11 protein-coding genes and 1 pseudogene are annotated in these 14,006 nt (G+C 45.2%); 7 read left to right on the forward strand and 5 right to left on the reverse strand.

Translation table 11 applies throughout. From position 1 onward, the window contains the following. Positions 1-28: 28 nt before the first annotated feature. The 4 genes from dps (at position 29) to glnQ (ending at position 3,101) form a co-directional block, all read left to right on the forward strand. Positions 29-532, forward strand: coding sequence for a DNA starvation/stationary phase protection protein Dps (gene dps / locus Q1A40_RS03065; RefSeq protein ID WP_299997605.1), 504 nt, complete (start codon positions 29-31; stop codon positions 530-532). 364 nt (positions 533-896) lie between these two features. Next, positions 897-1,643, forward strand: a complete 747-nt coding sequence (gene glnH, locus Q1A40_RS03070; protein WP_299997608.1) for a glutamine ABC transporter substrate-binding protein GlnH — start codon at positions 897-899, stop codon at positions 1,641-1,643. Positions 1,644-1,722: 79 nt separating this feature from the next. Continuing rightward, positions 1,723-2,382: a glutamine ABC transporter permease GlnP gene (gene glnP / locus Q1A40_RS03075; RefSeq protein ID WP_299997611.1), complete on the forward strand. Its 660-nt coding sequence runs from the start codon at positions 1,723-1,725 to the stop codon at positions 2,380-2,382. After that, complete coding sequence (gene glnQ, locus Q1A40_RS03080) at positions 2,379-3,101, forward strand: glutamine ABC transporter ATP-binding protein GlnQ (RefSeq protein WP_299997614.1); 723 nt, start codon at positions 2,379-2,381, stop codon at positions 3,099-3,101. The genes glnP and glnQ overlap by 4 nt, the downstream gene beginning before the upstream one ends. Before the next feature lie 54 nt (positions 3,102-3,155). On the opposite strand, the gene rlmF is transcribed toward glnQ, so the two are convergent. Together rlmF and Q1A40_RS03090 are read right to left on the reverse strand one after the other, a co-directional pair. After that, the gene (rlmF, locus tag Q1A40_RS03085; RefSeq protein ID WP_299997617.1) at positions 3,156-4,100 is read right to left on the reverse strand and encodes a 23S rRNA (adenine(1618)-N(6))-methyltransferase RlmF; all 945 of its coding nucleotides are present in this window, start codon (positions 4,098-4,100) and stop codon (positions 3,156-3,158) included. A 418-nt stretch (positions 4,101-4,518) separates the two neighbouring features. Continuing rightward, positions 4,519-4,695: pseudogene (locus Q1A40_RS03090) on the reverse strand (winged helix-turn-helix transcriptional regulator); the annotation flags it as partial. Positions 4,696-6,225: 1,530 nt separating this feature from the next. Between Q1A40_RS03090 and Q1A40_RS03095 the strand changes: the two are divergent. Then, positions 6,226-6,489, forward strand: a complete 264-nt coding sequence (locus Q1A40_RS03095) for a YdgH/BhsA/McbA-like domain containing protein (protein ID WP_299997620.1) — start codon at positions 6,226-6,228, stop codon at positions 6,487-6,489. Positions 6,490-6,639: 150 nt separating this feature from the next. On the opposite strand, the gene ybiB is transcribed toward Q1A40_RS03095, so the two are convergent. Then, positions 6,640-7,608, reverse strand: a complete 969-nt coding sequence (gene ybiB / locus Q1A40_RS03100; RefSeq protein ID WP_299997623.1) for a DNA-binding protein YbiB — start codon at positions 7,606-7,608, stop codon at positions 6,640-6,642. A 14-nt stretch (positions 7,609-7,622) separates the two neighbouring features. Then, positions 7,623-9,788: an ATP-dependent DNA helicase DinG gene (gene dinG, locus Q1A40_RS03105; protein WP_299997625.1), complete on the reverse strand. Its 2,166-nt coding sequence runs from the start codon at positions 9,786-9,788 to the stop codon at positions 7,623-7,625. Positions 9,789-10,045: 257 nt separating this feature from the next. Between dinG and Q1A40_RS03110 the strand changes: the two genes are divergently transcribed. Both Q1A40_RS03110 and Q1A40_RS03115 read left to right on the forward strand, forming a co-directional pair. Beyond that, a complete protein-coding gene (locus Q1A40_RS03110) occupies positions 10,046-11,167 on the forward strand; it encodes a cupin domain-containing protein (protein ID WP_299997628.1) in 1,122 nt (373 codons plus the stop codon). A 157-nt stretch (positions 11,168-11,324) separates the two neighbouring features. Next, positions 11,325-11,432, forward strand: coding sequence for a hypothetical protein (locus tag Q1A40_RS03115; protein WP_299997631.1), 108 nt, complete (start codon positions 11,325-11,327; stop codon positions 11,430-11,432). A 225-nt stretch (positions 11,433-11,657) separates the two neighbouring features. On the opposite strand, the gene bglX is transcribed toward Q1A40_RS03115, so the two are convergent. Further along, entirely contained in the window at positions 11,658-13,955 is a 2,298-nt protein-coding gene (gene bglX, locus Q1A40_RS03120; protein ID WP_299997634.1) for a beta-glucosidase BglX, read from the reverse strand. Positions 13,956-14,006: the final 51 nt, after the last annotated feature.

Below are 14,006 nucleotides of genomic sequence, written 5' to 3' on the forward strand. Positions count from 1 at the left end.
GTAGATGTAACCTAGAGGACAAGAAATTATGGGCACCGCTAAACTGGTAAAAAATAAATCGACTCCCCTGCTATATACCCGCAATGATGTCAAAGATAGCGACAAGAAAGTGGCTATTGAGCAGCTTAATCACCAGGTTGCTCTTTTCATCGATTTATCGCTGATTACCAAGCAAGCACACTGGAATATGCGCGGCGGCAACTTTATTGCCGTCCATGAAATGCTCGATGGATTCCGTAGCGCGCTGGTTGAGCACTTGGATATCATGGCGGAGCGTGCCGTTCAGCTTGGTGGCGTCGCACTGGGTACTTCTCAGGTAATTAATTCAAAAACCTCACTGAAAAGTTATCCATTAGAAATTCATACCGTTCAGGATCACCTTAAAGAGCTGGCAGATCGTTACGCTATCGTTGCTAACGGGATCCGTGCAGCGATTTCTGAAGCAACAGATGAAGATACTGCTGATATTTTCACCGCAGCTTCACGTGACCTTGATAAATTCCTGTGGTTCATTGAATCAAATATTGAATAGTCGTAAATCTTTACTCAATGATTCCCTCTTCTTCATAGAAGAGGGATGCACAAAAAAAGTGCACGAATAACGCAATCAGCCTAACAAATGTTGCCGATTTGTAATTGAGACCTCATAAAAACGTCAAATATGGATTGTTTTCCTCCCTCATTTCGCGGTAAAACTAGTTTCCATCGGAATATCTAGTTTATTGCACCAAGATAAAGCACCATTTCAGTGCGTCATCATGAACTTGCAACCTGTATAGTACAATGTTACAAATTCACATCCTTGCAAAACAGCAAGTTGTAAATCTGGCACGAATATTTCATGGTGTGCAGGCTTATGTAGGGGGGATAGCCCCGTGATTAATAAAGGATATGCTATGAAGTCGATTTTAAAAGTGTCTCTGGCTGCACTCACTCTTGCCTTTGCAGTCTCTTCCCATGCTGCTGACAAGAAATTGGTCGTTGCGACTGATACCGCATTTGTTCCTTTCGAGTTTAAACAAGGTGATAAATATGTCGGTTTTGATATCGACTTATGGGACGCTATCGCTAAAGAACTAAAAGTAGATTATGACCTGAAACCTATGGATTTCAGCGGCATCATTCCTGCCCTGCAAACTAAAAACGTTGACGTCGCGCTGGCAGGGATCACCATTACTCCTGAGCGCCAAAAAGCTATCGATTTTTCTGACGGCTACTACAAAAGTGGCTTACTTGTGATGGTTAAAGCAGACAACAATGACGTAAAAAGCGTTGCGGATCTGGACGGAAAAGTTGTGGCTGTAAAAAGTGGTACGGGTTCAGTAGATTATGCTAAAGCAAATATCAAAACTAAAGATCTGCGTCAGTTCCCGAACATCGATAATGCCTATATGGAGCTCGGCACCAACCGTGCTGATGCCGTTCTGCATGATACACCGAACATTCTCTATTTCATTCAGACTGCAGGCCAAGGCAAGTTTAAAACTGTCGGTGATTCCCTGGAAGCCCAACAGTATGGTATTGCTCTGCCGAAGGGCAGCGATGACCTGCGTGTAAAAATCAACGCCGCTCTGAAAAAACTGAAAGAGAACGGAACGTATAACGAAATTTATAAAAAATGGTTTGGTACCGAACCAAAATAACAATAATTTATTAAGTAGCACCTAAGGGGCGGTCTTCGCCCCTTATCATTTGAACCACGGTAAAGAACAGGAATATATCATGCAGTTTGATTGGAGCGCTATTTGGCCTGCCATTCCCCTTTTGTTTGAAGGCGCCAAAATGACTCTATGGATCTCGATCCTTGGGTTATGTGGCGGCTTAGTAATCGGCCTGATCGCGGGCTTTGCGCGTATTTATGGTGGCTGGATAACCAACCATATCGCTCTCGTATTTATTGAAGTCATTCGCGGCACACCTATTGTTGTGCAGGTCATGTTTATCTATTTCGCCCTTCCTATGGCATTTACTGACTTGCGTATCGACCCCATCAGTGCAGCGGTGGTCACCATTATGATCAATTCTGGTGCCTATATTGCAGAAATTACCCGTGGCGCGGTACTCTCAATCCACAAAGGTTTTCAGGAAGCAGGGTTGGCTTTAGGTCTGTCTAAACGCGAAACCATTCGCCATGTAATTATGCCGCTGGCGTTGCGTCGTATGCTGCCCCCCTTGGGAAACCAATGGATTATCAGTATCAAAGATACGTCACTGTTTATCGTTATTGGTGTAGCAGAACTGACCCGTCAAGGGCAGGAAATTATTGCCGGTAATTTCCGTGCACTGGAGATTTGGAGTGCCGTTGCGGTCTTCTATCTGATTATTACGTTGATGTTGAGCTTCGTGCTGCGTCGCCTTGAAGGAAGGATGAAAATCCTGTGATTGAATTTAAAAATGTCTCTAAGCACTTCGGTCAAACACAGGTGCTACACAACATCGACCTGAATATTAATAAAGGCGAGGTTGTCGTGATTATCGGCCCGAGTGGTTCAGGTAAATCGACCCTACTACGTTGTATCAATAAACTGGAAGAGATAACCAGTGGCGATTTAATCGTCGATGGGCTGAAAGTTAATGATCCAAAAGTTGACGATCGCTTGATCCGCCAGGAAGCGGGAATGGTTTTCCAACAGTTTTATCTGTTCCCTCATTTGACGGCCCTGGAAAACGTCGCCTTTGGTCCCCTGCGTGTTCGTGGTATGACAAAAGCAGAGGCTGATAAACTGGCGAAAGAATTATTGGCTAAAGTTGGCCTCGCTGAACGTGCGCATCACTATCCTTCTGAACTGTCAGGCGGACAACAGCAACGTGTTGCTATTGCTCGCGCCCTGGCTGTTAAACCGAAAATGATGTTGTTTGATGAGCCAACCTCAGCACTTGATCCAGAGCTGCGCCATGAAGTATTGAAAGTGATGCAGGATTTGGCGGAAGAAGGAATGACAATGGTTATTGTCACTCACGAAGTCGGTTTTGCCGCTAAAGTTGCTTCTCGACTGATCTTTATTGATAAAGGCCGAATTGCAGAAGATGGCGATCCGCAACAGCTGATCGATAATCCACCCAGTGCTCGTCTGCGTGAATTCTTATTGCATGTAGTATAACGTGCTAAGAAGAGCGAGTCTGATGACTCGCTCTTCCTTTTCAAACTGAATGAATCAAGATGCGACTCGCCGTTTAACCCAGCGAGCACGCTGTTCATCATTCAAAAAACTCCAGGCAATAAAACGGCTCTGCTTATGTCCCTGTGCCATCTCTTTTTTGACAACCTTAACAACGCCAGCCTCCTGCATCACCCGATAAAGTACGGGTAAATGTTCTCCTTTGGAGACAAGTGAGGTGAACCAGCGCACCTGAGATCCAAAAGCCCGACTTTCATTAATCATCTTGCTCACAAAAGCAACTTCTCCCCCTTCGCACCACAGTTCGTGCTGACGACCGCCAAAATTCAGACTGACATCAGAACTCTGTCCCAGATTGCGTCTTTTGCGCTCATTTTCCTGATGTGCATTTTGTTCAGAATCATGAAAGGGTGGATTACACAGAGTCGCATCAAAGAATTCATTTTTATGAATAATGCCCGTAAAAATTTGCCGGTTATCTTTCTGACGACGCAAACGGATCATTCGCTGTAATGTTGGGTTAGCCTCCAGAATACGTGCAGCACTGCGCAACGCTGCACCATCTGTCTCTGAACCAGTAAAACGCCAGCCATACTCATGCTGACCAATAAGCGGATAAATACAGTTAGCTCCAACACCAATATCCAGCACTGAAGCCTCAGAAGGAATGACTCCTGCATTATCATCTGCCAGTAAGTCTGCCAGATGGTGAATATAATCGGCACGCCCAGGAACAGGTGGACACAGGAAACCCTCTGGAATATCCCATGTAGTGACCTTATAGAAGTAGGCTAACAGTGCCTGGTTAAGCGCCTTAACCGATTGCGGGCATGCGAAGTCAATCGTGGACTCACCATGAGGCCCCTGACGTAAAAAAGCGCTCAACGCCGGGCTTATGTGTGTTAACTCAGCAAAATCATAACGATTTCGGTGACGATTTCGAGGGTGTAAACCGGGTTTAGTCGCAACAGGGGTTTTCATTAAAGCTTCTCCTAGTGTGGGCGCGTAAGATACTCTGCTCTGTAGTCCGGGTAAATACCCAAAATAATTCGAGTTGCAGATTGCGCTCATTCAGATAACCTCTAAATAGCATTAATAACGATCTTCCGGGATGATATATACCCGTCATACTTCAAGTTGACTGGGGTTGCCTGCGTTCAGCCCGCCGAATCACAGAGTTTATCTATGCTCATCGACGGGCTGGGCGGGGCGCCTACAAGCCACTCGAATTATTTTGGGTATAGAGGTAGATAACTGCGTATTTCTTGGGGTTTCTGGTAAAATCGTAAATCGTCGTTCCTGTTTACAGGTTCAGTCAATACTTGTCTTCCCCCGAATAACTTTTAGCATAAAGACAACGACAGACAGGTGTATTGACTTTATTTATTGCTACCTTTTAATAGTTGCTCTCAGCAAGGATGTAGCCTCTGCCTTTAATATGACCTTTATTTATCAGTCTCATAATATGCCCGGCAACAGCTGAACGACTGATACCTAATGCTTCAGCTATCTCTTGCTGCTTAATTAATGTATTCTTTTTTAATAGTTTTAATATTTGTTTCTCTCTGTTAGTCATATTAACTATTCCTTGTATTTAGCACACATCACTTAATGAAAATACGTTACTGCTTTCTCTTTTAAACTTAATACTTACAATACAGAATATTATGATGCCTGGATAGCGAATCATGCCCAACTAAACATCGCACCATTCTGATAAACTGAATGTTTCTGCAATACGAATATCGTTACGCATACACTTTAATATATTATCTAACTCAGGGATAAAAACTTTAATTTATCCTACAGATATTCGCTGACAATACGCGCAGTTCATAGAATTTCACGTCATATTACGAGTAAGCTTAATAGAGATCTATTTGGTGAGATAAATCTCTACGCAAATACTCTATCACCTTTTATTTTACTAGAAAATACTCCAAAAAATAATCACCTGAGACCATCAAAAAAACTGAATCAGAATATCGGACATATAATACATCAACAGATGAAATGCAGTAATAATTTGATTCCACACACAAAAACCAGCATGATTATCTGTCAAAAAAATGAATAATGAAGATCGTTAAATCGATAGCGATTAATCTGATTCTTTCTGCTTGCACCGGGTAAAGGTATATTCAATCACTTTTCGGATACAACAGCGACCTGTACGCAGGCAGACTGGGAACACTACCGCTATCTACCCGCAATAAGTTCTCTTCTTTAAGACGACTCTTCTCTGTAGTCTTCAGAGTTACTTGCCTTGAAGTATTCCATTGTCTTTTTACCCACCTCCATCATGATCGTTTTATTGATTAAACATCTTACTCATTGATTTACCTTTCAGACTAAGAACGATAAAAAACCATTAACTGTCAAATCGTTAGGTTTAATCAAAAAACTGAAAGAATACATCAAATATATTCAATTTCTTATTTTATCATTAAATGTCAAGATTACTCCATCGACGAAAACACGGTCACCTGAGTTAAAAACAGCCTGGAAAACATAAACGATGCGCTTTCTTTTTTGATTAAGTCGCGAAAATGTACTCTGTGATTGGTACGTAAGTCATGGTCTACCTTTAAGATCGCAACTTACAGCAACGTTAAAATCCGCTACACCCTGATAATACCCTTGTTACCTTTTTGCCCGTATTTATGATGAATATGGGCTTTTTTTTATTTAAACAACGCAATGCCCCGACTGACTTAGCATTGTCAAAATATCACCGTGGTTAAGACCCACAGATTTCTTATTCTTTATTCAAATCATTATCAATTAACAGCCTAAGAAGCAATCAGATAATTCTGTTAAAAAACCACCCCAACACACCCGCATAATATATAAAACAACAAACCTGAATCAGAAGTAAATAAATAACCCTGCCAAGTATAGAAGTGTAATATCATGTCATTATTATATTCACGAAATATATTATTACATATATATTTGATACATATCAACAAGTTATCTTGAAATCAAAAAATTTGAATCAGGCGTTCAAATAAATTTTATTTTATCAGAAAACATTTAGTGTCATCATTATTACATCGACGGAAATAACGTCACTAAATTTAAATTAAAATAAAAGGAACACTTCATGAAAACGATTAAATATACAGCAGCTGCCCTGGTTCTTTCTGTTGTCTCTTTTGGTGCAATGGCCGTTGCCCAACCAGTAACCTCTGTTGAAGCTCACAACTTACAGCGTATGGGCAGTGTTGCGGTAACCGGAGCTTCAACTCTGGATTCTTTGGAAGCCAAACTGGCTGCTAAAGCTGAAGCTGCAGGCGCAACCTCTTACTCTATTACCTCTGCTAATACCGCCGGTAAAATGAGCGGAACTGCGGTTATCTATAAGTAATAAAGCATCTTCTTTGAGGCTGGCTTTATCCTCTCAGCCTTAAAAACTGAGTTTGACAAAAAAACCACCGTGAATATTCACGGTGGTTTTTTCTTTTTATCTCAATCACTCAAACCGCCTGATACTCTCAGTCAGAAAGTATTTTTATGCTTAGAGAATATCGCCCAATCTGAGCAGGCCTTGCTCAAGCGTGTCGACTTCTCCTGTCGCCAGTAAACAGCAAGCTATTTGAATTTTCAATGATTCCGGGACGGCTTCCACGCCAGCCAGACAACGTTCAATCCAGCGCGCGGTCACTTCCGGATCTTTGCTTTCTGGTAAGGCAACTTCATTATCAGTAATACTTTGCTGCCTTTCACTCAAGATCCGTGTCCCATGCTTATCGACCAGCGCAATTTGCGGGCAACGCAATGGATTAGCATAGACTTCCCCTTCGGTGCCATGCATCACTAATGCACGTCCGCCAATATCCGAGAAAAAAGTCCCGACTTTGGCTAAATATTCAGGATGCGAGACACTGGACAAACGTAATGCGGAATCCTCCGCAAACGGCGTCGCTAATTTCGCCAACGTATGGGCGCTATTACGCACCCCCATTTGCCAGCGAAGTGCCAGCTGCTTTTCCAGTGGCGGGCAAAAGGCCCCGACAGGAATATACACTGGATGCTTTGATTCAAGCTGGGCCTGAGCCTGGCCTGCATACTGAACCGGATGGATGCCTAACAAAGTAAATACCGTTTCGGTCAAGACCCGAGTTTGATCTACGCTGATACCATGTACAACCACCGGATAGCCTAACCTACTCAGTAGCATCGCTAGTAATGGCGTCAAATTAGCTTGCTTACGTGCTCCGTTATAGGATGGTATAACAACAGGCATCAGCTTGCCCACAGGTGGAGTTAAACGGATAACCTGCTGTTGCATGGCATCATAAAAGCCCCGTAGTTCTTCTTCACCTTCCCCTTTGATACGCAGAGCAATTAAGATCCCCCCTAATTCAAGATCAGGGACTTCGCCGCTAAGCATCTTGCCATAGAGTTCATGTGCTGTAGCATAATCAAGATCTCTGGCATGATTTTTCCCGCGACCGACTTCTTTAATAATTTTGCGATAGTCCATGCAGACTCTCCTTATTATTTTTTGCCTACATTTTTACGTCGATCCCGTCTTTTGGGTTCAGGTATCGTCGTCATCAGTTTAGATTCAGGAACAGCTGGCTGCGTCACAGGGAAAACAGGCAGTGCTGCCAGTAACCTCTCACCATAGCGTTTACTGAGCAAACGGCTGTCATAAATAACTATCTCACCATAACAGGCATGACTACGAATTAAACGCCCTACTTGCTGTATTAAGTTAAAAGAGGCACTGGGTAAGCTTTGTACTTCAAAAGGATAACGGTTAAGACTTTTCAGCCACTCACCTTCCGTCAGAACAACCGGGCTGTCTATCGGAGGAAAAGCTATTTTATGGATATGTACCTGAGTGAGTAACTTGCCTTTTAAATCCAGACCCTCAGCAAAAGATTGCAATCCGATCAAGACACTGGTCTCTCCTTGCTCGATACGCTTACGGTGTAATTCAACCAACCTGTAACGAGGCTGATCGCCCTGGACCAATAGCATCAGGCGCAGGTCAGTTACATAGGTTAAAAACTGCTGCATCGCACGCCCACTGGCAAACAATACCAGCATCGCTTTATGTTCCCCTTTCACCAGTTCAGCACGAAAAAATGCTGCCATTTCAGCGATATGCTCGGCTTCATTGGCCATCACGGGCTCAAATCGCATTTGAGGAATAACGATTTTACCCTGCTCAACATGGTTAAACGGCGAGTCGAGTGCAATAAAACGGTCTCCGGCCTTTTCGCTCAGACCACTCATCTCCTGTAAGCGATCAAAACGGTTGAGAGAGCGAAGTGTGGCTGAAGTGATAACGACATGGGGAACTTTCCGCCAGAGTAGTTTTTCCAGCTGACTACTCACGCGGATCCCGACGCAATGAAAAATAAGATGGAACTGCCCGTCCCATTGTTCACGGGTCAGCCATTTTGTCACGGGTGCGCCGGAAGCCTGCTCCATCGAAGCCAGTTTCCAGAGTTTACTTTGCGCTTCAAAATACCCCAGTGCCCGATTCATCTGTAACAGAGCACGATATAAACGAACAATATCGTGCTGGGCCGTTTTCTCACTTAAATCATTAAGCAGTGCTTCAGACAAGCTCCGTAGCCCTTCCATCAACTTTGCCAGCCGCAGACAAATATCCATCATTTGTTCGGGCAGCAATCCCATTTCAAAGCGATATTCTCCGATCTGTCCTTCAGGCAGCCAAGCCGATACACAGGTATTAAATGCTTTTATAAGTTCATTAACTTCTTCGCAATGGAGTACCAGGCGATCGGCTCGCGCCAATGGAGGGGGCGTTTTCGGACGAAACTGTGTCATACAGGTTTCAACCAGTTTACTGAACAAGTCCAGTTGCAGCAGACTGTGGCTGACGGTGATTTCCGCACTCATCTCTAATGCATCGCGCGCGACATCCGCCAGGTGGTGCCCTTCGTCGAGTACCAGCAACATATTTTTCGCTTCTGGCAATACTGCATCACTTTCCAGCGCCGCCATCACTAATGCATGATTAGCAACGATGACTTCAGCATCATCAATTTCCCTGCGCGCCAGGAAGAATGGGCAAAATTTATACCAGTGGCAATTGCGTCCTAAGCAGCTAGCTTTGTCAGTACTCAGTTTACGCCACAGCTCATCGCTGATGATTTCATCAGTATGATCGCGCAACCCATCCCATTTAGAGTTATCAAGGCTGACTTGTAGTTTCGCGCAGCGCTGTTGCTCTTCTTTACTGCTCGGGGCGAGTTCATCTTCAAGAAATGCCAGTAAGTCGCTCTGGGTTTGATTATCGGTCGCCAGTGCAGAAAGATTCCTCGGACAAACATAACGGCCGCGTCCAAACGCAGCAGTAAACTTTAAATCCGGAATAATTTTTCGTAGCAAGGGCAGATCTTTACTGAAGATTTGATCTTGCAGCGCAACGTTCGCAGTACTCACCACCAGCTTTTTTTGCTCCGACCGCGCCACTGCAATCCCCGGAATCAGATAAGAGAAGGTTTTACCCACCCCGGTTGGTGCCTCAATAGCCAAATGACGCCCTTCATCTCCTGCAAGTGTTTTAGCCACTTCGGCTATCATTTGGCGTTGGGGAGCCCGTGGAATAAAATCCGCTATTTGCTGTTGTAAGCCCTTATACCAGGCACCGATTTGCGCTTTCTGCGCGGACGACAAAGCCATGAACACCACATTTACTGTATAAACAACCACTATTGTTTCATTTTTTGTGGCTTGGCTGTAGCTTTTTTTATGCTGACCATAAGTTGAGAACTCCCCACAGATTATAACCCGCTTGACCCATGACAAGGCAGGGCCTGTCTTTCTGCCGTTATAATTGTTTCTCTTTTATTTTCCCAAATAATTCGAGTCGCTTATCGCGCCGTCTTCATTAGCCGCCTGAGCAACTTGAAGTATAACGGTTATACAGGTGACTCACGGTGGACTATCAATTAAATATCGACTGGACTGAATTTTTGGCCACTTACTGGCAAAAGAAGCCGGTTATTCTTAAAAATGCCTTACCTGGTTTTATCGATCCTATTAGTCCTGATGAACTTGCAGGCCTGGCGATGGAAAATGAAATCGATAGTCGTCTGGTCAGCTTTACCGAAGGTAAATGGCACGCCAGTCACGGACCATTTGAAGATTTTGAAAATCTGGGTGAGAGTCACTGGTCGTTGCTGGTTCAGGCAGTAAACCACTGGCATATGCCCGCAGCTGAACTACTAAAACCTTTCCGTACACTGCCTGACTGGCGTCTTGATGATCTGATGATCTCCTTCTCCGTACCTGGCGGTGGTGTCGGTCCTCATATTGACAATTATGATGTTTTTATCATTCAGGGAATGGGAAGTCGCCGCTGGCGCGTGGGTGATAAACTGCCAATGAGACAGTTTTGCCCGCACCCTGCTTTGCTGCATGTTGACCCTTTCACACCGATTATTGATGATGATTTAGCACCTGGCGATATTCTCTATATTCCACCAGGTTTTCCGCACGATGGTTATAGCCATCAGACTTCACTCAACTATTCAGTCGGTTTTCGTGGCCCAAACAGCCGGGACTTAATAAGCAGTTTTGCCGACTATGTGCTAGAGAATGATTTTGGCGGCGAGCACTATGCGGACCCTGAACTCACGCTTCGCCCTAATCCCGGCCGCATAGAAGTCAGTGAAGTGGATAAAATACGCAGTATGATGACAGGTTTAATACAACAGCCCGAAGCCTTTAATCAGTGGTTCGGAAGCTTTATTACGACTCCTCGCCATGAACTGGATATTGCTGCCGCTGAGCCGCCTTACACCGCAAGTGAAGTCGCCACCGTTTTACGCCAAGGCAACGTGCTTATCCGCCTGAGTGGATTACGCGTACTGGAAATTGATAGCGCCTGTTTTGTTAACAGTGAACCGCTGGAAATCAGCCACCAGAAAGCCGCCAGTGCCTTATGCCGCTTTACCCGCCTCACCCATAAAGAACTGGGAGATGCGCTGGACGACCTGCAATTTATTCGCGAACTCACCGCCCTGATTAATCAGGGCTACTGGTATTTTGATAATTAATTCCCACCTGAATGAGGCGTGCAATTCAGTGCGCCTCACGCACGCAGCACCCAAGTAACTTGAAGTATGACGGGTACACACCCTGTTTAAGCATTAAAAGGTTCATTTATCCCCCAATTTCCCTTTATAATCGCGGCATCAAGCGATGGAGTAAAAAATGAAATTGTCAAAAATTGTGCTGGTAAGTGGAATGGTTGTTATGGCTCTGGGCGGGATCAGTGGAGTTATGCTGGCTGGCTATATCATCATTGTGCGTACAGTTTAAAACCTCCGGCAGGGTGATAAACCTCCATTTACCGTAAATTCCCCCAGCTTTTACCTGCTGATACCCAAAATAATTCACGTTGCTCCCAGGCGTAAAGCTTCGGCAGGCGATGAGCACAGAGAGACTGTGTGATTCCGCTGTCCGGACTCAGGCAACAGCCAAGAAAACTGAAGTATGACGGATACAAGAGACAAGCCATACTCAACGGTATGGCTTGTCAGAAACTTACTCTAAAGTAAATTCCCCCTGTTTCACTTGCTCAGAATCCAGACCAACAAAGACGTTAAATTTGCCCGGCTCTGCGACATACTTCATTTTGGCGTTCCAGAATTTCAGCGCATTGACATCAATCGGGAAATTGACCGTCTGGCTTTCGCCCGGCTTCAATGTGACTTTGGTAAAACCTTTCAGTTCTTTAACCGGACGGCTCATTGAAGCAGTCACATCCTGCAAATACATCTGCACTACGGTGGCGCCTTCAAGTTTACCCGAGTTAGTTACGGTTACACTCGCCTCCACGCTACCGTCAGCCTTCATAACCGGAGAAGACATTTTCACATCAGACAGCGTAAAAGTGGTATAGCTCAAACCGTAACCAAATGGATACAGCGGCCCTGTGGTTTCATCAAAATAACGTGAAGTATACTTATTCGGTTTTTCAGGATTGAAAGGTCGGCCAGTATTTAAGTGATTATAATAAGTAGGAACTTGCCCTACTGAACGCGGGAACGACATCGGCAGTTTTCCCGATGGGTTATAGTCACCGAACAGCACATCGGCAATGGCATTACCACCTTCGGTACCACTGTACCAAGTTTCCAGCATGGCATCTGCTTGCTTGTCTTCATTCACCAGTGCCAGTGGACGTCCATTCATCAGCACCAGTACCAGCGGTTTACCCGTGGTTTTCAGTGCAGCAATTAAATTACGCTGGCTAAGGGGTAAAGTCAGATCGGTACGGCTGGAAGCTTCATGCGCCATGCCCTGGGCTTCCCCTACCACTGCAACAATCACGTCCGATTTTTTTGCCACTTCAAGAGCTTCATCAATCATTTCCTGCTCTGAACGCGGGTCAACGACAACCGCAGGCTCGTATTGATTCAGAAACTCAACAATTGCTTTATCATTGGTGACATTCGAACCTTTGGCATACAGCACAGTCCCCTTAGGTCCGATAGCATTTTTAATGCCCTCTAATACCGTCACGGATTGAGCAGCTACGCCCGCAGCAGACCAGCTACCCATCGCATCTCGTTTACTGTCAGCTAACGCCCCTATCACTGCAACGGTGGTGTTTTTATTTAGCGGCAGGGTTTGTTGCTGATTTTTCAGTAACACCATACTTTCCCGGGCTACGCTGCGTGCTTCAGTGCGATGAAGACGACTTTCCGCGTTGGTATCAACCGGGTCTGAGCCAACAGGTCCCAAGTGGCTGTAGGGATCGTTAAACAGTCCCATATCGTATTTCACATTCAGAACGTGTCGCGTCGCGTCGTCAAGATCGGCCATTGAAACTTCGCCGCTCTTCACTAGTTCGGGCAAGTATTGGCTGTAATACTCATCGCTCATGCTCATGTTCACACCAGCTTTCAGCGCGACACGCACCGCATCTTTAGGATCACTGGCTACGCCATGTTTAATCAGCTCTTTAATCGCTCCGTGATCGGAAATAGTAATACCGGTAAACTTCCAGTCATCACGCAAAATTTCTTTCAGTAACCAAGTGTCTGCGGCTGCAGGCGTTCCATTCAGAGCGTTAAGCGCCACCATCACGCCCCCACTCCCCGCATCCAGGGCTGCTTTGAAAGGCGGCAGATAGTCATTAAATAAACTCTGCATACTCATATCAACGCTGTTGTACTCTTTACCCCCTTCTACGGCACCGTAAGCAGCAAAGTGTTTCACGCTGGTCATCACCGAGTGGCGGTCTGCCGGGCTTTTACCCTGCATCGCTTTAACCATCGTACTGCCCATCACCGAAGTCAGGTAAGTATCCTCACCAAATCCTTCAGAGACACGGCCCCAGCGAGGATCACGGGAAACATCAACCATCGGTGCCCAGGTCATATTCAGCCCATCATCTGCCGCTTCATAAGCGGATATGCGCCCAACGGTACTGACTGCATCAAGGTTAAAAGACGAGGCCAGCCCAAGGCTGATTGGAAAGACGGTACGCTGACCATGCAGAACATCATAGGCAAAAAACAGGGGGATTTTCAGGCGACTGAGTTCCATCACTTGATCCTGCATAACACGAATATCCTGGCGCGTAACAGTATTGAAAATAGCTCCGACCTGCCCCACCTTGATCATTTCGCGAATCGCCTCTTTCGGCGTACCTGGGCCAACGCTTATCAAGCGTAGCTGGCCAATTTTTTCATCCAGCGTCATTTGCTTAAGTAAATCTGTCACAAAAGCATCACGCGCTTCAGGGGTGAGTGGATGCTGGGTAAACATCTCATTGGCCAGAGCTGGCTGCAGAGCCAGACTTACTGCAATACCTACAGAACAGAGCCATTTCATCGAATTTATTCTCTTCTATCCATGCTACGTTAGGATCTGCAGTTTGCCACA

Source organism: uncultured Cedecea sp., assembly GCF_947498825.1.
GTDB lineage: Bacteria > Pseudomonadota > Gammaproteobacteria > Enterobacterales > Enterobacteriaceae > JGM124.

What these genes read in the sequence shown, in the direction of transcription:
- dps (WP_299997605.1), top strand. Translation starts at nt 29, where the DNA reads ATGGGCACCGCTAAACTGGTAAAAAATAAATCGACTCCCCTGCTATAT.
- glnH (WP_299997608.1), top strand. Translation starts at nt 897, where the DNA reads ATGAAGTCGATTTTAAAAGTGTCTCTGGCTGCACTCACTCTTGCCTTT.
- glnP (WP_299997611.1), top strand. Translation starts at nt 1,723, where the DNA reads ATGCAGTTTGATTGGAGCGCTATTTGGCCTGCCATTCCCCTTTTGTTT.
- rlmF (WP_299997617.1), bottom strand. Translation starts at nt 4,100, where the DNA reads ATGAAAACCCCTGTTGCGACTAAACCCGGTTTACACCCTCGAAATCGT.
- Q1A40_RS03095 (WP_299997620.1), top strand. Translation starts at nt 6,226, where the DNA reads ATGAAAACGATTAAATATACAGCAGCTGCCCTGGTTCTTTCTGTTGTC.
- ybiB (WP_299997623.1), bottom strand. Translation starts at nt 7,608, where the DNA reads ATGGACTATCGCAAAATTATTAAAGAAGTCGGTCGCGGGAAAAATCAT.
- dinG (WP_299997625.1), bottom strand. Translation starts at nt 9,788, where the DNA reads ATGGCTTTGTCGTCCGCGCAGAAAGCGCAAATCGGTGCCTGGTATAAG.
- Q1A40_RS03115 (WP_299997631.1), top strand. Translation starts at nt 11,325, where the DNA reads ATGAAATTGTCAAAAATTGTGCTGGTAAGTGGAATGGTTGTTATGGCT.
- bglX (WP_299997634.1), bottom strand. Translation starts at nt 13,955, where the DNA reads ATGAAATGGCTCTGTTCTGTAGGTATTGCAGTAAGTCTGGCTCTGCAG.